This window comes from Solibacillus sp. iso_87 (assembly GCF_056173085.1).
The window spans coordinates 2,189,009-2,206,590 of sequence record NZ_CM149656.1 but is presented as its reverse complement, the minus strand read 5'-3'; the positions used below and the strand labels follow the sequence as shown (position 1 = coordinate 2,206,590).

23 protein-coding genes and 1 riboswitch are annotated in these 17,582 nt (G+C 36.0%); of the genes, 19 read left to right on the top strand and 4 right to left on the bottom strand.

Annotated elements, in window-relative coordinates; translation table 11 throughout:
- Positions 1-9: 9 nt before the first annotated feature.
- The 7 genes from nikA to AC0VXV_RS11040 all read left to right on the top strand — a co-directional run bounded on the left by nikA (position 10) and on the right by AC0VXV_RS11040 (position 7,305).
- Positions 10-1,602 carry a nickel ABC transporter substrate-binding protein gene (gene nikA, locus AC0VXV_RS11070; protein ID WP_475528211.1) on the top strand — a complete coding sequence of 531 codons (1,593 nt, stop codon included), beginning with the start codon at positions 10-12 and terminating at the stop codon, positions 1,600-1,602.
- A 58-nt stretch (positions 1,603-1,660) separates the two neighbouring features.
- A complete protein-coding gene (locus tag AC0VXV_RS11065) occupies positions 1,661-2,602 on the top strand; it encodes an ABC transporter permease (RefSeq protein WP_475528210.1) in 942 nt (313 codons plus the stop codon).
- Positions 2,599-3,402 (top strand): ABC transporter permease, encoded by an 804-nt coding sequence (locus tag AC0VXV_RS11060; protein WP_475528209.1) that lies wholly within the window; start codon positions 2,599-2,601, stop codon positions 3,400-3,402. Before AC0VXV_RS11065 ends, AC0VXV_RS11060 begins: the two co-directional genes overlap by 4 nt.
- A gap of 9 nt (positions 3,403-3,411) precedes the next feature.
- Positions 3,412-4,281: an ABC transporter ATP-binding protein gene (locus AC0VXV_RS11055; RefSeq protein WP_475528208.1), complete on the top strand. Its 870-nt coding sequence runs from the start codon at positions 3,412-3,414 to the stop codon at positions 4,279-4,281.
- Positions 4,282-5,097 carry an ABC transporter ATP-binding protein gene (locus AC0VXV_RS11050; protein WP_475528207.1) on the top strand — a complete coding sequence of 272 codons (816 nt, stop codon included), beginning with the start codon at positions 4,282-4,284 and terminating at the stop codon, positions 5,095-5,097.
- 21 nt (positions 5,098-5,118) lie between these two features.
- A complete protein-coding gene (locus tag AC0VXV_RS11045; RefSeq protein ID WP_475528206.1) occupies positions 5,119-5,313 on the top strand; it encodes a hypothetical protein in 195 nt (64 codons plus the stop codon).
- Positions 5,314-5,505: 192 nt separating this feature from the next.
- A complete protein-coding gene (locus AC0VXV_RS11040) occupies positions 5,506-7,305 on the top strand; it encodes a S9 family peptidase (protein WP_475528205.1) in 1,800 nt (599 codons plus the stop codon).
- Positions 7,306-7,361: 56 nt separating this feature from the next.
- Here AC0VXV_RS11040 and AC0VXV_RS11035 read toward each other — a convergent pair whose 3' ends face one another.
- Positions 7,362-7,853, bottom strand: coding sequence for a histone acetyltransferase (locus AC0VXV_RS11035; protein ID WP_475528204.1), 492 nt, complete (start codon positions 7,851-7,853; stop codon positions 7,362-7,364).
- Between the two features lie 284 nt (positions 7,854-8,137).
- On the opposite strand from AC0VXV_RS11035, the gene AC0VXV_RS11030 reads away from it, so the two are divergent.
- The 3 genes from AC0VXV_RS11030 to AC0VXV_RS11020 all read left to right on the top strand — a co-directional run bounded on the left by AC0VXV_RS11030 (position 8,138) and on the right by AC0VXV_RS11020 (position 9,214).
- Positions 8,138-8,749 carry a kinase gene (locus tag AC0VXV_RS11030; protein ID WP_475528203.1) on the top strand — a complete coding sequence of 204 codons (612 nt, stop codon included), beginning with the start codon at positions 8,138-8,140 and terminating at the stop codon, positions 8,747-8,749.
- A gap of 169 nt (positions 8,750-8,918) precedes the next feature.
- Positions 8,919-9,044: a hypothetical protein gene (locus AC0VXV_RS11025; protein WP_475528202.1), complete on the top strand. Its 126-nt coding sequence runs from the start codon at positions 8,919-8,921 to the stop codon at positions 9,042-9,044.
- The gene (locus AC0VXV_RS11020; protein WP_475528201.1) at positions 9,041-9,214 is read left to right on the top strand and encodes a hypothetical protein; all 174 of its coding nucleotides are present in this window, start codon (positions 9,041-9,043) and stop codon (positions 9,212-9,214) included. Before AC0VXV_RS11025 ends, AC0VXV_RS11020 begins: the two co-directional genes overlap by 4 nt.
- A 199-nt stretch (positions 9,215-9,413) precedes the next feature.
- On the opposite strand, the gene AC0VXV_RS11015 is transcribed toward AC0VXV_RS11020, so the two are convergent.
- Positions 9,414-10,265, bottom strand: a complete 852-nt coding sequence (locus AC0VXV_RS11015) for an alpha/beta fold hydrolase (RefSeq protein WP_475528200.1) — start codon at positions 10,263-10,265, stop codon at positions 9,414-9,416.
- Between the two features lie 240 nt (positions 10,266-10,505).
- On the opposite strand from AC0VXV_RS11015, the gene AC0VXV_RS11010 reads away from it, so the two are divergent.
- Positions 10,506-10,706 carry a phosphate starvation-inducible protein PhoH gene (locus tag AC0VXV_RS11010; protein WP_475528199.1) on the top strand — a complete coding sequence of 67 codons (201 nt, stop codon included), beginning with the start codon at positions 10,506-10,508 and terminating at the stop codon, positions 10,704-10,706.
- Positions 10,707-10,793: 87 nt separating this feature from the next.
- Positions 10,794-11,627 carry a hypothetical protein gene (locus tag AC0VXV_RS11005; protein ID WP_475528198.1) on the top strand — a complete coding sequence of 278 codons (834 nt, stop codon included), beginning with the start codon at positions 10,794-10,796 and terminating at the stop codon, positions 11,625-11,627.
- A 101-nt stretch (positions 11,628-11,728) separates the two neighbouring features.
- Here the strand turns inward: AC0VXV_RS11005 and AC0VXV_RS11000 are convergent, their stop codons facing one another.
- Positions 11,729-12,001 carry a YesK family protein gene (locus AC0VXV_RS11000; protein WP_475528197.1) on the bottom strand — a complete coding sequence of 91 codons (273 nt, stop codon included), beginning with the start codon at positions 11,999-12,001 and terminating at the stop codon, positions 11,729-11,731.
- 125 nt (positions 12,002-12,126) lie between these two features.
- Positions 12,127-12,330 (bottom strand): DinB family protein, encoded by a 204-nt coding sequence (locus AC0VXV_RS10995; protein WP_475531451.1) that lies wholly within the window; start codon positions 12,328-12,330, stop codon positions 12,127-12,129.
- Positions 12,331-12,545: 215 nt separating this feature from the next.
- Here AC0VXV_RS10995 and AC0VXV_RS10990 point away from each other — a divergent pair, with 215 nt between their 5' ends.
- From AC0VXV_RS10990 to AC0VXV_RS10960, 7 genes are all read left to right on the top strand, one after another.
- Entirely contained in the window at positions 12,546-13,082 is a 537-nt protein-coding gene (locus AC0VXV_RS10990; protein ID WP_475528195.1) for a P-loop nucleotide/nucleoside kinase family protein, read from the top strand.
- A gap of 46 nt (positions 13,083-13,128) precedes the next feature.
- Positions 13,129-13,683 carry a GNAT family N-acetyltransferase gene (locus AC0VXV_RS10985; RefSeq protein ID WP_475528194.1) on the top strand — a complete coding sequence of 185 codons (555 nt, stop codon included), beginning with the start codon at positions 13,129-13,131 and terminating at the stop codon, positions 13,681-13,683.
- A gap of 45 nt (positions 13,684-13,728) precedes the next feature.
- On the top strand, positions 13,729-14,277 hold the full coding sequence (locus tag AC0VXV_RS10980; RefSeq protein WP_475528192.1) for a GNAT family N-acetyltransferase: 549 nt from the start codon (positions 13,729-13,731) through the stop codon (positions 14,275-14,277).
- Positions 14,278-14,303: 26 nt separating this feature from the next.
- Complete coding sequence (locus tag AC0VXV_RS10975) at positions 14,304-14,726, top strand: DUF4181 domain-containing protein (RefSeq protein WP_475528191.1); 423 nt, start codon at positions 14,304-14,306, stop codon at positions 14,724-14,726.
- A gap of 64 nt (positions 14,727-14,790) precedes the next feature.
- Positions 14,791-15,489 (top strand): polysaccharide deacetylase family protein, encoded by a 699-nt coding sequence (locus tag AC0VXV_RS10970; RefSeq protein WP_475528190.1) that lies wholly within the window; start codon positions 14,791-14,793, stop codon positions 15,487-15,489.
- Between the two features lie 192 nt (positions 15,490-15,681).
- Entirely contained in the window at positions 15,682-16,209 is a 528-nt protein-coding gene (locus AC0VXV_RS10965; protein WP_475528189.1) for a sigma-70 family RNA polymerase sigma factor, read from the top strand.
- The gene (locus tag AC0VXV_RS10960; RefSeq protein ID WP_475528188.1) at positions 16,199-17,224 is read left to right on the top strand and encodes an LCP family protein; all 1,026 of its coding nucleotides are present in this window, start codon (positions 16,199-16,201) and stop codon (positions 17,222-17,224) included. Before AC0VXV_RS10965 ends, AC0VXV_RS10960 begins: the two co-directional genes overlap by 11 nt.
- A 256-nt stretch (positions 17,225-17,480) precedes the next feature.
- A riboswitch (purine riboswitch) is annotated at positions 17,481-17,580 on the top strand.
- The last annotated feature ends 2 nt before the right edge of the window (positions 17,581-17,582 follow it).

Sequence of the window (17,582 nt, the reverse complement as noted above, 5' to 3'; positions counted from 1 at the left end):
AGGAAAAAAATGAAACGAATAGCATTATTGCTTATGACGTTAGTGGCGATGTTCGCTTTAACGGCATGTAACGAGAAAGAGACATCTAATGCAGATGCGAATGATAAAAACATGTTAGTGATGTCTTGGCCAAAGGATATAGGTGAGATTAATCCACATATGTATTCGCCAAATGAAATGTTCGCACAAGCGATGCTGTATGATCCGCTTGTTGTCTATAAAAATGACGGCTCGATTGAACCAGGCTTAGCGCAATCTTGGAAGATGTCTGAGGACGGCAAGACGTACACATTTACATTACGTGAAGGTGTAAAATTTTCGGACGGTTCAGCATTAACAGCTGAAAACGTAAAGCGTAATTTCGATACAGTTATCGAAAATATAGATGCACATAGTTGGTTAGAGGTTGTAGCGATTATTAATTCGGTTGAAGTTGTTGATGACAAAAAAGTGGCTGTGCATTTAAAGGATGCGTATTATCCGTTCCTACAGGAGCTTTCATTAATTCGTCCACTGCGTATACTTGGCGATGCGGGCTTTCCAGATAGCGGCTCGACAAAGGATGGCATTGAAAAGGCGATTGGTACAGGTCCATGGGTTTTAACATTGTATGAAAAGGATAATTATGCAGAGTTTACGCGTAATGAGGAATATTGGGGCGAAAAGCCAACCCTTGAAAAGGTGATTGTCAAAGTGATAGGCGATTCCCAAAGCCGAATGATGACACTTGAGAAGGGCGATATAGATTTAATTTTCGGAAGCGGTCAACTTGCTCCAGCAGAGTTTAAAACGTTAGCTGATCAAGGCAACTATGTCACAAAGGTATCAGAGCCATTATCGACGCGATTAATCGCCATTAATACGACTGGCGATGTGACAAATGATCCAAAAGTACGCGAGGCATTTCAATATTTATTAGATCGTAAAACAATTGTTAAGCACGTGCTAAATGATTTAGAGGTGCCGGCGTCTACGCTATTTTCACCAGGCTTCCCATATAGTGAGCTAGATGTATCAGCGTATTCATACAATGTCGAGAAGGCGGTACAAATTTTAGAGGAAGCCGGCTGGAAGCTTGATGACAAAACGGGCATTCGCATGAAAGAAGGCAAGCCATTATCCGTAACATTTGCCTTTAATAGCGAGGACCAGGTACAAAAGTCCATTGCGGAATATATGCAAGGCGAGTGGAGAAAGTCAGGTGTCGAGATTCAGCTTACAGGTGAGGAAAGTCAAATTTTATACGGGAGATTAAAGGACGGTGATTTCGACTTTACTTTTAACGATACGTGGGGGGCGCCGTACGATCCACATATGTATATTCGTACGATGCTAGGCGAAAAACAAATTGGTAACTACGCCTTAATTGGTACAGCTTCAAAGGAAAAGCTTGAGGATGAAATTTCACGTGTTATTCGTTCAACGGATGAGGAAGAGCGTCGTGAATTATATAAAAGTATTTTAGCAGCCATTCAGCAAGAGGCGATGTTCATTCCGATTTCGTACCGTCAAAACTATTTAGTTGCAAATGATGTATTTAAAACTGTAGACTTCTCGCCTCAACAATACGAAGTACCATTTAGCGCTTTTGAAATGAAATAAGGTGTTCGACAAAATACCACCTCGGTGGCATGAATTTTATATGAAAAGAAGTGAATGTATGGGACAGTATGTAATCAAACGACTAATGAGTATGCTATTAGCGCTTTTCGGCATTACTATCATTGCGTTTTTCCTTGTACGTATTATGCCAGTCGATCCAATTGAGGCATACCATAATGCGAACAATATCCCAATAACTGAAGAAACATTACAAACATTACGCGAGCAGCATGGACTTCATAAGCCTATGCTGACACAATATGTGAGCTGGCTAACGGGGGCTATGCAGTTAGATTTTGGCACGTCCTTTTTAACAAAAAATCCAGTTGTTGACGATTTACTGAGCCGCTTTATTGTGACGATTGAATTGTCAATCTCAGCTATTATTCTGATTATTAGCGTGGCTGTACCATTTGGGATATTGAGCGCGATAAAAAAGGATTCGTTATTTGATAAGGTAACGCGCCTAACAATTTTCTCTCTTGCATCGATGCCAAGCTTTTGGCTCGCATTCGTTTTACTTTATACGATTGCGCTAAAGCTTGATTTACTACCACTCATGGGCTGGGGCAGCGTCGATACGATAATTTTACCAGCAATTACACTCGCGATTGGTGTCATCCCTTACTATATTCGACTCATCCGTTCCAATATGATTGAGCAGCTCGAGCAGCCGTACGTGACGTTTGCAAGAGCACGTGGCGTGAGCGAAACAGTTATTATTCGCCGCCATATTTTTAAAGGGACACTCATCCCGCTGATTACATCACTTGCAATGACAATCGGCATATTGCTTGGTGGCTCGGCAATTGTTGAAATTGTGTTTAACATTCCAGGTGTCGGTAGCTTTATTGTTGAGGCGATAACGGCTCGTGATTACTACGTACTGCAAGCATTTATTTTTGTCATTGGCTTCTTTTATATCGTTGTTAATTTCATTGCGGATATGCTTTGTGCGTGGATTAATCCACGTGTGCGCTTAAAGGAGGAGCTAAAATGAAAAAATGGTCGCTTTATATGAGCAGCTTTCTTGTAGGAGTTCTGTGCTTTGTAGCTATTTTTGCAAAATGGCTCATGCCGAATGATCCACATGAGCCAAATGTAGCCAACAAGCTCCAAGGATTTTCGGGGCAATATCCGCTGGGCACGGATCATTTGGGGCGCTGTATTTTATCGCGCTTAATTGAAGGAACACAAGTATCATTAACAATTGCGTTAATCGTGCTCGCTTCAACAATTGTCATTAGTATGCTTGTAGGTATGCTGGCCGGCTTTATTGGCGGCTCGATCGATTTAGTACTGATGAGAATTTGCGATATTTTGCTTGCTATTCCAAATTTCATTTTTGCAATTGTCATCGTTGGTGCGCTCGGAGGGGGCATTACAAATTTACTTATTGCCATCGTCTTCGTATCATGGGTCGGCTTTGCGCGCATCATTCGAAATATGGTCGTAATATTAAAGAATGCAGACTATGTTACGTATGCAAAAATATGCGGTGTATCAAAGGGACGCATGATTGTGCGACATATTTTACCGTTCGTTTTCCCACAAATGTTTCTTTTAAAATTAATCGGGCTCGGCTCAACAATATTAATGATTTCAGAACTGTCATTTTTAGGCCTTGGTGTCACAGCACCAACTGCGGAATGGGGCATGATGATTAGTGAAAGTAAAACGTATTTAATGACAAAGCCAGAGATGATGCTAATTCCAGGAGTCATGATTACGCTCACAGTGCTTATTTTTAATGCGTTTGGCGACGCGCTTCGTGATGCGCTCGACCCGAAAACGGTGTAGGAGGCTTTTATGTTAACAATTAACCATTTACATGTCACGCTGCACAACGGAGGAAAGGATATTCCGGTGTTGCATGACATTCATTTTACGATTAAGCAAGGGCAAGTCATCGGCGTGATCGGTGAAAGCGGTAGTGGCAAATCGGTGTTATGTACATCGATTTTGCAGCTATTCCGCAATAAACGTACCATTTCGGGTGATATCTTGTTTAAAGGCAACTCTGTCGTTTCAATGACGGAGCAAGAGCTGCGTACCGTACGTGGCCAGGAAATCGGTCTCATTATGCAAAATCCGATGTCTTTATTTAATCCGATTGTAACGATTGGCCAGCATTTTGTTGAAACAATTCAGGCGCACCGGACGATTTCTAAAAAGGATGCACTTAAACAGGCAGCGGAGCAACTCGCAGCCTTTCAGCTTATAGATCCTACGATTTTAAAAAAGTACCCGCATGAACTAAGTGGTGGAATGCTACAACGCGTCATGATTGCTATGACAGCATGCTTAAAGCCATCGCTGCTATTAGCGGATGAACCAACAACCGCCCTTGACACGACGACGCAGCTTGAAATATTAAAACAATTAAAGCAGCTGCTTGTCGAGCAACAAATGAGCATGTTGCTTGTGTCGCACGATTTAGGTGTCATTGCGAATATCGCTACTGAAATCATTGTAATGCGCCACGGGGTTATTGTGGAAAAGGGACCGACGTCGCACATTTTGCTGCATCCGGTTCACCCTTATACAAAAATGCTTGTTGCTGCACGTGATGAGCACTTGCCACTAGAAGAGCTAGATGGGCATTATGACGGTGAAATTACAGGTGAACTCATGCTCTATGATGCAGGACACTGGGTACGAATGGAGGCAACAGTATAGATGATCACGATTAATTGTGTGTCAAAAAGTTACGTACAAAAACAGTTTTTAAAAAAGACAAAGCAAATCGATGCCGTTCGCAACGTGTCCCTTACGATTCCAGAGGGGACGTGCCTCGGACTACTTGGGCAAAGCGGCTCTGGTAAAAGTACACTTGGTAAAATGCTACTCGGAATCGAAAAACCTGATAGCGGGACGATTTATTTTGAAGGGATTAACGTGCATCATGCAACAAAGTCGGAGCAGCGCTTATTACAGCATGCACTACAGGTTGTTTTTCAGGATTGCCATAGTGCAGTGAATCCCAAAATGAAGATTCGAGACATAATTGCTGAGCCGATGTGTGTGCATGAAAAGATATCGAAGGAAGCCATTGAAGCGAGGGTTGGTGAACTGCTCGAGCTTGTAGGCTTGAACCGTGACGATCTGCTGAAGTATCCGCACCAGTTTAGTGGCGGTCAGCTCCAACGCATTACAATTGCCAGAGCGATTTCAACAAAGCCGAAGCTCATCGTCTTAGATGAATCGATTAACAGCTTAGATGTACTCGTACAAATTAGCATATTAAAACTGCTAAAGCGCCTGCAAAGTGAATTGAAACTGACCTACTTTTTCATTACACATGATTTACATGCAGTTAAGCTATTCGCCGACGAAATTGCTATTATGCACCAAGGCGAAATTGTAGAAACTGGAGCGGTTGATAAGCTCCAAGACTTCCAGCATAAAGCAAGTAAAGCATTACTTGCTGCACAGCTTCGCATCGACTGTGTCCACAATTATTTAGAGCCGCAATTAGTGGAGCAAATTTCATAAAGGATGCTGAGCCCCCGTTGATTGACGGAAAAAACCGAAGAAAGCTTAGTCACAGCGAAAGAAACGGTCGGATTTTTAGAAACAAACATGCTTCCAGTACCAAAAGATTATGGTTATTTACATGTCGATACTGAACAAACAGGCACAATGGCGAAATGGCAAATGGAAAATTATTTATTATCGATAACGGATTTTGGTGAACAAACATTACCTTGAATTGTGAATTTTAAATAAATGGTTAACTATTCAAAGAGCAAACTTCGCATTATGCGGGTATGCTTTTTTAGTAGGTAATTAGGGATTAATACATACGATTTTCTAATAAATTACTTATTTGTTTCTAAAATAGTTTATTTATGGTAATTTAGTAATAATTCAGTTTTCTATTATTAAGGGGGAGTATACAAAATGGTTTCATTTCCTAAACCAGGAGCAGAGCAATTTTTAAGGACATTTTCAATAGGAGATTTTGCGGTAAGTCCAGATGAAAACCAACTTGTTTTCAGCACAAATTTAAGCGGAAAGTATAATTTATGGGCAATGAATCTGCCAAGTACATTCCCGACGCAGCTGACATTCATTAATCAGAGCTGTCATGGTCTTTTATATGACAAACAAGGACGATTCATCCTTGCAGGTTTTGATGACGATGGCAATGAAAATACACAATTTTACGGGTTGCCTATTCATGGAGGTACATTACAACCAATTATTAATGAAGAAGGAACACGCAATACTGGCATGATTCTTTCAGAAGACGGAAAAAAGCTTTATTACACTTCTTCAAAAGGAAATCCTTCTTTCTTGAATACCTATAAATATGACTTTGAAACAGGGTCTGAAGAATTAGTTTTAGAGGGAAAAACGACACCTATGTTAACAGTTGGTTTAAGCCAGGATGAGGAAACGCTCCTTTATATGATGGGATATTCAAATACGCACTCACTGTTGTATGCAAAACGGGGGAACGTCGATATATTGCTGACTCCGTCTACCGATTCTCAGCACACGGTTAGTGATGCATGCTTCGCGACAAATGATCTTATTTATTTTTTAACGGACTACAACGCAGATTTTACATACTTAGCTTCGTATAATTTAGAAACAGATGAATTTACTAAAGTAAAAAATATAGAGAATGAAAGCTTCACTACTCTGAAATATGACCAACACAAACAGCGCTTATATATTGTTAGTGAAAAAGGTGTAGAAGATACTGTGTACATGTACAATTTGGGCTCAGATGAGTGGGACAAAATACAAACGCCATGTAGTATTATCGATAAGTTAGTTGTCACGAAGACAGGGAATTTATATATGTTAGGCGGTACTGCTACTAAACCGGATAATATTTACCGATTCACAGAGAATGAATGGACTTCTATTACTCAATATACAGTTCCGGGTGTCGACCAAAGTGAATTAGTGGAGCCTGAAGTTATTACGTATACTTCTTTTGATGGGCTGGAAATTGAATCTTTATTCTTCAAAGCAAATAAGGACAATGACAATGGTGAAATTATTTTTTGGCCACATGGGGGTCCGCAAGCTGCAGAGCGTAAATTCTTTAGAGCTTCGTTCCAATTCTTTTTAAATAATGGCTATAGTATATTTGCGCCAAACTTCCGTGGATCAACGGGTTATGGATTAGCTTTCATGAAAATGGTAGACGGAGATTGGGGGTACGGTCCGCGTCTTGATAATGTCGCAGGTCTCGATTGGCTAATTGAAAACGGCTATGCGGAAAAGGGCAATATTTTATTGATGGGTGGAAGCTATGGCGGCTATATGGCCTTACTGCTTCACGGACGCCATGCGGAATATTTCAAAGCGGTAGTTGATATCTTTGGACCGTCTGATTTGTTTTCATTTGTCAATTCAGTTCCGGAAGATTGGAAACCGATGATGGATCAATGGGTAGGAAATCCGGAAAGAGACAAAGAAAAGTTTATCGAATATTCTCCGATTACGTATTTAGATACAATGACAAAACCAATGCTCGTTATCCAAGGAGCAAATGATCCACGCGTTGTGAAAGAAGAGTCGGATCAAATTGTGCAGGCGCTGAAAGATAAAGGCCGTGAAGTCGAATACATGCTTCTTGAAGATGAGGGACATGGTTTCTCTAAAAAAGAAAATGAAATTGCGGTTTACCAAAAAATCCTTTCATTCTTTAGCCAATTTGTAGAGTCTAAAGTGAAAGCATAACTTTTACTATATAAAATAAGCGACAATTATTATACAAGAATGATTGTCGCTGTTTTTTACTTTGAAGTAATTATATCCATTAGAGTTTTTAACCCGTCATTCACTTCTACTAACTGATCATTGCCTTTCACTCCAAAAAGATACACTTTATCGTTATTTTCTGGTGAATACATGTAACTGTCATCTAATTGCTGTTCTATTGTTGGCTTAGTATCAAATTGATGGACCCTCACTACATACTTGACTTCGTTTTCTTGTAAATATTCAATTTCGAGCAATGGCTCTTCTTTAAATATTTTATTATCTGGCGGTTCCAACTGTACATAGGGGAACCTATAAATTTCAACCATAAGAGTGAAAGCAGGATCCGATTTCGTAAATGTTAAAATTTCTTCATTTGATTTGGGATCTCTTACTGAAATATTTTCAATGTTACTACTCAAAGCTTTTCCTATAAGGGCATCTCTGCTATATTCTTGCCAACTATCAAAGATAAACCAACCGAATAGAATGCCACCGAGTAAGATTACCCATATCCACCTTCTCATAATTTAGAAACATTCAAATTCTCTGTTGATGAACTACTAATAAAATTAGTTCTTACTTCTAACCCGGTATGACTTTCCTCTAATTGCTGTAAATGCTCTTTTAAATTCTCTATCATCACAATTACCACCTAACTTTTAAATGTACACCTTAACTTATTTCTAGATTTTTCAATTAAATCCTCTAAATTAAAAGATATCTTCAAACATTATTGGTAATAAAAGGGAATACTTATATGTACAACGATTTAAGAAATTTCAACTAACAGCTGAAGGGATTGCATTCAATGGACTATTTAGATAATTTAATTCGTCAAATTAATGAGGGATATGAAAAGCATAATGAAAAAAGGCCTTATATCGTTGCTATAGATGGCTTATCGGGTGCTGGCAAAACTACGATTGTAAAGCTTCTTAAACGTATTTTAGAAAATGTCATTGTAATTCATATTGATGACCATATTGTTGAAAGATCCAAGCGGTATAATACAGGGCATGAGCAATGGTTTGAGTATTATCAATTACAGTGGGACACCAAATTTTTGAACGAACAGCTCTTTCTAAAAATACGACAAAATGTTTCATCAATAAAACTGCCTTTTTATAATAAAGAGGAGGATACTCATGTCGACCAAACCATTAATTTATCTGACTGCAGCATGGTAATTATAGAAGGCATCTTTCTTTTACGGGATGAATGGAAAAGTTTTTATGATTACATCGTTTTCTTGGATTGTCCTAAAGAAATGAGGTACGCGCGTGTAATTCAACGAGATACATATATTGGAGATATAGGAGAAAGATTGAATAAATATACTATACGATATTGGCTGGCGGAAGAATATTATTTGGAAAAACAAAATCCTATTAATCGAGCCCATTATATTCAACAATCTTAATAAATTCAGTTCATGGCCTCGTGTTATCTTCAAAAGAAGCTTCAGGGAATTCAGTTTACAAAAATATTAAATATGTTTGAGACACGGTTTAATTTTTGAATTAATTTAGCAAAATTTTGAAACTTCCATAGAATCAGATCGTATAATTTTATAAAAGGAGGATTATTTAATGAAAGAAAAAATTATTTCACAAAATCGTGAATACAAAAAGCAAAATTATATTATTCCTGGATATATAGGAACTGCAATAGGTGGGGTAATAGGGTTGGTTGCATATGTAAAAGATTGGCTATGATACGTATGGAAGGATTTTTAGCTATCGCAGGAATCATTCTTTCCTTTTTAATATTTGCTTTTAGCATGGTGTATGTAGACGACTTTCCGATGTTGACAATTACAGGAGTTTTAGGCTTAAGTGGTGTATCCTATTTTGTTTATCGTATTGTTTCTAGAGGGATTCATTAATATAAAGAGTAAAATGAAAAGGGAGAGGTGATTTTTATCGCCTCTCAAGATAAATTTTTATGTTTCAAAATACATTAAAAAAGTAGGTAATGATTAATGGAAAATAAAAAGATAAGTAAAACTAACATAGCGTTGTATTCCTTTTCTGCATTAGCGCTAATTTTACTATTACTAAATTATTTCTTATTTGATTAAAGGATTATACATACTTAAGTGTATTGATGGTTTCTTCCACAAAAACGTTAAATGCTGGTGCTTCTTCTACAAACGGGAAATGGTTCGAATCATTAAAAATTGTAAGGTATGATTTTGGAATCAATTCAGCGATTTCATAGCTGAATTCAACCGGGCATTGAGCATCTAAAAGTCCACCAAAAATAAAACTAGGTATTTCAATTTTTTGTAGAGAAGGACGTAAATCAAATTGTTTAACGGCGACTTTTCTGAAATAATCAAGCGCACGTCCAACTATACGCCCGCTATTAGGTATTGTAAGGGCATTCTTTAAATTTTTTTCACTCGAGAAAGACATAAGTGCCCACTCAAAATCTAAGGATTTACGCTGTTCTAGCGGTGTCTCAGGGTTATTCAAGCATTCCATAATTTCAATAATACGATTAAAATTTTTATTTTGAGTACAGTAAATACTCTTTGGATGACTTGCATATTCTTTGCTGGCAGCACTACATCCGCATATGATACTCGTTAAAGATTGTTGTTTATCTACTGCATATTGTAGCGCTAACATACCACCTGTAGAGTGTCCGGCGAATGTCCACTTCTCAAAAAATAAGGCTTCTCGAATTGCCTCTAAATCCAATATAATATTATGTAATTGTAACTCTTCATCAAAAATAATTTCAGGGGAGTTACCTGCACCTCTGACATTGATTAAAAATACTTGATAATGCTTAGTAAATGGATTGGCAAACCAATTACCTTTCTCATTAAAAGCACTATAAAAATGGGTAATGGCAAGTGGTTCTCCGTTCCCACAAGTAAAATATTCAAAGGTACCTCTCGTTGTTTCGATCATTTTTCGTTCCCACATACATAGCACTCCTTAATAATCTCAATTTCTAACAAATTTTAATGTTAGTATAGTAGTATTTCTATTTCGAAATCCTTAACCCCTTTATATTAATAATAAAAGCTATAAATAGTATCAGGGAGCATGCAGGGGATTGATATCGGTGTTACATGTTTATAGCATTTAAATATATTTTCGGAAAGTTTAAGTAAACATTGAGTGCTTATGAATACCTTTAAAAGGAAGATTGGAGGTTAAATTATGGATGCATTATCAATTCTCGCAATTATACTCATCATCACCGGAATGGTTGTATGTGCAATTAAAATGAGGAGCTTAAAAGATAAAATTCACGATAGTTCAGCTACTCCAATAATCCTTAGGTGGATAATAGCAACTGTAGCGTGGGGAGTATTGAGTATTTATATTGTAGCATGGTGGCTAATTCCTCGATTGCTGTAAAAAACTACAGCATAAAAAAGAGGACTATTGAATTCCATTTCGAATTTTAATAAGAGGACGTATAAACAAAGGAGCTGTTTAGAATGTGTGGGATTAGAATCTAAAAATAAAGTAAGAGATGTCGGTCTTCCAAAGCATCGTCAGGAATTAATGGAAGAAATTGAACTTGATTTAATCAATGATGAGAATGTTTTGGCTGTTTTTTATGGAGGGTCCATCGGAAATGAAGAAACGGATTTATATTCTGATATCGATCTTCGTATTGTTGTAAAAGATGAAGTATATGAGGAGTATAAGTTGAACAAAAAGCAACGGGCCATTAACTGGGGAAATGTCCTTTTCTTTGAAGACTTTCATTGGGCAAATTACAGTACGGCACATTACAGGTCATTTATAAAAGTGGACAGCTTTTATTATAAAAAGGTGGATATGAAGCCATCTATATGGACTCGGAAATTAAAAATTGTTTATGATCCAACAGGCTTGATCCATGATGTATTAACAAAATCAGCGGATTTAACGTATAGACCTTCTATTCAAGAAATAGAGCATTGGAGAACTAAATTTTTTGCTTATCTGCATGAAGCGTACAGAAGAGTGATGAGAAAAGAAATCTATTATGCACTTCTCAATATAGATAATTTAAGATTATCCATGATAACTGGTTGGTATATGGAAGCAGGCATACAACCGAATACTTTTGGGGATTGGGCAAAATTAGAAGGGGATAGAAGCAAATTAAGTGAACGGCAATTATCACTGTTAATTCAGTGGCAATGCAGTAGAGAACAAGAGGAAATTTTATATGTAATGAAAAATATCATTCCGGAATTTATTCAAATTCATAAGAAATTATGTGAGCAATACGGAGTTGATGAGAACCCTGTGTGGGTAAAAGAAATTATAGATTTGGTAATGTAAATTCATATTCAAGTCAGCTGTAATATGGCAGTAGAGAATATAAAAAACGCTCAGTTTATAAATATTCCTGAGCGTTCAGTCTGCCTATTCAACTAAAGCCCTTACTTCGTGTTTTGATAAATAATCCCAAAAATAGTACCTATCCAAACGCCTATAAAAATAGAAAAAGCAAAGAAGCCTAGACCCATGCCTTCCCAACCACCAACAACAAATATGCTGAAAAGTACTAATCCTAAACAAAGTAGGCTCATTATAGCAGAGGTTAAAAGTAAAACATTTTTTGAAACTTTACGGGCAATAAAAAACATCATAAATGCAAACAAAATTCCTAACAATATTAAAGGAGTCCATCCGTCAAACATCAAAGCATCCACTCAATTACCCCCCGTTATGTTTTCCACGAACTGACATGACTGTTATATACCCTAAAATTCATGTTGTAAAAATTTTAACATAAATTTTCCATTTCTTTAAGGGTAAAGGGAAAATGCTTAATGGATTACTCAAAACTTCTAATGATTAAATCCGAAGAAATCGGCTTTAGTTGTATTTCTCTCGCCCAAACCGAAAGCTGGCCAAGGTGATGAATCTCATGCGTTATTATATGAGTGAGAATCTTTTTTTGCGTAAATTCTAATATTGAACCGTCTCGTCGCTGTACTTCTATAAGTTTATTTTCATAGTCTGAAGGAAGTCGTTCAATAAATTGTTCAGTAAACGATTGGACAAAAGTTGAGTATTCTTTTATCTCACTCAAATGAGTACCAATTGAACCAATCTTCCCGTACTTGCCAATTATATTTAAATAAAGATAACATTTTGCACCTCGTTCTAGTAGAATATTAAGCAAATTATAACTTAAATGGATTTGTTGGGAAACAATCTTGAAGATTACTTCTCATTTAAGGAGTTGAACAAATGAATAAAAAAACAGTAAATAAGGTCTACATTATTTCAGGTCCTGCAGGGGTAGGGAAATCAACAATCTCAAAAGAACTGACAAAAAAATTTAAAAATAGTGCCTATATTTCTGGTGATGATATTAGCCATATGCACATTAACGGAAGAAAAAATCCGTGGGAAAGATCGGAAGAAGTATTGATTTGGGATAATATATTGAGTCTCACAAAGAACTTTATTAAGTATGGCAATGACGTCATCGTTGATTATGTAACCTTTCCTAAAGAAGCAGAGTGGGTTTGCAAAAATCTAAAAAGTTTAAATGTGGAAGTGATTTATGTCGTCTTATGGACTGATAAGGGTACTTTGTTGGCTAGGGACAATATGAGAATGCCAAGCTATAGAATGGGTGAACGATGTTTGATTTTAGTAGATGAGTTCATTGAAGTCGGAATAAAGGAAAAATACATATTTGATACAACCGATACTTCCCCTGATGATATTTCATACGTAGTAAATGAAATAATAGGTAATCCCAAATTTAAGTTAAACTAGGGGCTTATAAGTAAGCAAGATGTAGAAGAAATTGAGGTGTGATTATTTGAAGAAATTTAATGTATTCATAGAAACGGATAGACTTGTGATTAGACCCCTTGAAAAAGGTGATTACTCATCGTGGTTATCCGCATTTGAAAATAGATTGCCATCACAACATCAATACGATGAAGGTAAAGTGGATATGAGCATTTGTACAAAAGATTGGTTTGGAGTTTTGGTAGATCGACATCAAAGGCTTGCTTCAGAAGATAAAGTTTATGTATTTGGGGTTTTCCGAAAAGAGGATCTTGCGCATATAGGTTCAGTAGATTTTTCCACAATGTTAAGGGATGAATTTCAATGGGCAAGATTTGGTTATACCATTCACAACCAATTTTGGTTGCAAGGATATGGAAAGGAAGCTGTAAATGCTGCGATTACGCTCGCTTTTAATAAACTGAATTATCATCGGATTGAAGCACACATAAATTTGGATAACTTTCCCTCCATTCAATTAGCAGAAAGTGTTGGCCTGCAATTTGAATGTATAAGAAAAGGATTTATTTTCGAATTTGATGAGTGGACTGATCACCTTATTTACTATATAAATTCGAAGTAATGGATAAATCTACAACTTGTACTATAAAAGAGGGGAAGGATGTTTATGCGCAAACTGGAAACCGAAAGATTACTATTAAGACCATTAACATTGGATGATTCAGACAGAATTGAGGGATTAGCAGGAGAATATGATGTAGCAAAGTCTACATTAAACATACCTCATCCATACCCAAAAGGTTCTGCCTGTCAATTTATAAAAAGCATCCAATCTGCAGAACAAAATAATAAAATTGTAATGTTTGCGATTGTTCATAAAGACTCACAACTGTTAATTGGCCTAATAAATTTGAATTTATCCATACAGTATTTAAGAGGTGAATTAGCATATTGGATTGGTAAACCGTATTGGGAAAATGGCTATGGTACAGAGGCTGCTAAAGCATTGTTGGAATATGGTTTTAGCCAACTTAAATTAAATAAAATATTTGCTGCTTCATTTACATCAAACACTGGTTCATGGAAGGTAATGGAGAAAATCGGTTTGAAATATGAAGGCACATTAAAGCAACATGTATCACGCTTTGGCCAGTTTTATGATCTGACCTACTATGGGTTGTTAAAAGAGGAATTCGAAAACAATTCGCAGTTGTGAAGTGAAAATTAGGTGGTGTAAGTATCGTGGATAATGTTTTAACAAGTTTAATTTTAATATCATCAATTTTTGGACTTATACTATTTTTTATGAATAAGTTTTTAAGGAAATGGCTAAACGTGGAAAAGAAAGAGTTCTTCTCCAATAACTTTGTAAATGAGAAACATAAAAAAATTGATTGGGCCATTAGAATTACTTTTATTGTCGTTGTGTTATTTGGTTTTTTTGTTAACGTCAGCGAAAATCCTTCAAAGCACATTTGGTTGCTGCAACCGCATATACTTATGTTTGGTTTAATTGTTGTAACAGAACTTGTTCGAATTGTTATGGAAAAGAGATATGCGGCAAATAAGAATGATTACATTTTTACGACTGTACAATTAGTGGTAATCTCGATGTTTTTACTCGCAGTGTTTTCGACAGAATTTTTTGGTTTGTTGGTATGGTAGTAAGTTTTATTTTACAAAAGTAACGTATGTACCGCTTAAAGCATATTGAAGAAAGGAACCACTGATGAAAAAGAAATTAATAATTGGAGGAATTGCAGTTATATTAATAGCTGTATTATTCGCAGGGCTATTCCAAGTTACGAAACTAAGAACGTTTCAATTATTTGGAGGGTTAACCTACCAGTCGGAAACAGAGGAAAAGATAATTGCTTTAACTTTTGATGACGGTCCGACAAAAAATGTGGATCAGCTTTTGCCATTGTTGGATGAATACAACGCAAAATCTACTTTTTTTCTTATCGGAAATGAAATTGAAAAGCATCCTGAAGAAGCAAAAAAATTAGTTGAAGCAGGGCATCAAATTGGGAATCACACGTATTCGCATAAAAGAATGGTTTTAAAATCGCCTTCTTTTATTGAAGAGGAAATAGAAAAAACAGATGAGCTAATTCGAAGCATTGGGTATCAGGGGGAAATTGATTTTCGCCCACCTTACGGGAAAAAATTCGTAGGCTTACCGTATTATTTAAATAAGACCAACAGGGAAACTATTATGTGGTCGTTGGATCCGGAAACGTATTATACAAGTGTAGATGAAAAAATCAATTATGTAATGGGAAACATTCAACCGGGCTCAATTATCTTGCTGCATCCAATGTATGATCAAACCGGCGGGACATTACAAGTAGTTGAAACGATTTTAAAAAAACTTACGAATGAAGGATATCGGTTTGTAACAGTGGATGAACTTCAATCGTTATGACCTCTTAAGCATCACAGTAAGGAACAGAATATTATAAGGCCTGTATCTATGATTAATCGATAATCAAAGATACAGGTTTTTTATATTTTAATTATAATTGTATAAATAAGTATTTTTGGAAATTTGAACCTGTATTGATTTGACAATCGTCTAAAAGCAGAATTGATATTTATTTGTAAGGGGGGAAGTACATTGGACAGGGAAGAGAAGGATTATTTATTAGAAAAAATAATGAGTGAATATGGGACTGAACTAGTGCGGCTTGCATTTTCCTATGTGAGAGATAAAGAAATTGCGAAGGACCTTGTTCAAAACACATTCATTAAATGCTATAACAATCTGGATTCATATCGGTTTGAAGCGCAAATCAAAACATGGCTCTATCGAATAACAATTAATGAATGCAAGGATTATTTAAAAAGCTGGCATTACAAAATGGTACAGGTTAAAAGTTTTATAAATGAAACAACCAAGGCTGTACTACCATCAATAGAAAAGACCGTAATTGATAAATATAAAGATGAAGAAATAAAAGATATCATTTTATCTCTTCCAAAAATATATCGGGAAGTTGTTTATCTTTACTACTATAATTCATTAAACACCGAAGAAATAGCCGGTGTTTTGGATATCTCTGTGAATACTGTGAAAACGCGATTAAGAAGAGCGAAACAACGGTTAGAACCGATGATAAAGGAGGCGGAACTTAATGGAAGATAAACAATTCAGAGGGAAATTTAATGATATATCAGATCAGGAATTGAATTTTACGAAAGAGGACCGTACTGAAGTATTCGAAAAAATCCATAGCTTACAGAAAAGTAAAATCCAAAAAAAATCTTTGATTGTATCAAGCAAAATGATCCCAGTTACAACTACTTTATTAATTGTAGGTCTCTGTTTATTCTTATTCCTTCCATCTATGCTTCCTGGAAATCTTAATAAAGAAATAAGCAGCATTAGTTTAAATAAAGAAACGAATCCAACCGTTGCAGGCACTACAGGAACAGAAGAGGCAAAAGTGTTAACAACTTTAATAACGGTTAAGTCTGAAGAAATGGATGATCGAATTTACCTCAATCTTTTACTTTCTTACAGTACAGACAAAAATATGGTGAATGTAGTATCGATTCCTTATGATACATATGTACCTGTCGCTGAACAAGATGAAGGGACCGCTTTAAACGACAAATTGTTATTTGCGTATAATCATGGTGGCGCTAAAAATGTGAGAACCATTGTCTCCAATCTTTTTGATCTACCGATTGATTATCATGCAGTAATTGAACTGAGGAGTTTTTCTTCGCTTATTGATTCTATTGGTGGGGTAGCGTATCGTTTGCAGGATGATATTACAGTAAGAGGGATAACTAAAGGGACAATGGAATTTAAAAAAGGCGCGAATCATTTAAATGGAGAAGGAATCGTAGCATTAATGATGGCTGCTACAGAGCCAAACAATCTAGATGAAGGGAACCTTTTAAAGCTGATGGAAGCAGTAATAGATAAAGCGGAAAATGAAACTTCATCAAATAAGTTAAAAGAATCATTAGCAAATTCACTAAGCGATATACAGTTGTTAGAGAAGGATATTAGAGCTTTCAAACAAATATCCTTAAGCGGCGGAATGATCGATGATGCAATCACAATTAGTAATACAGAAGGCAAACATATTTACAGGTTTGATGAGGAGTTTTTAAATGAAGTTTCAAAAGAGTTAACTACCTTCAAATAATAATTAGAGGCTCGATTTTCCCGATTGGAATCGAGTCTTTTGGAATTGAATGATGTAATCGTCCTGAATTCTTCACTTATTTAAATTTATGCATATTCATGCTATTACGAATAAAATGATCGTCTTATTGAGAATTTTAATATGAGTACTGATTTTTTGCTCTTTTTTGAATATTTATATAATATTAAAACAAAAAAATATTGTTATTGATTCTATTGACGATTTATAGTTAACTTGATATTATTCTTCTATTGTTTTTAGAAAATATAATATGCCTTGTATAAATTCAAGAAGATGGCTTGAAAGTTTCTACCAGCTACCGATAATAGCTGACTACAAGGAATGGGAATTAAATTCT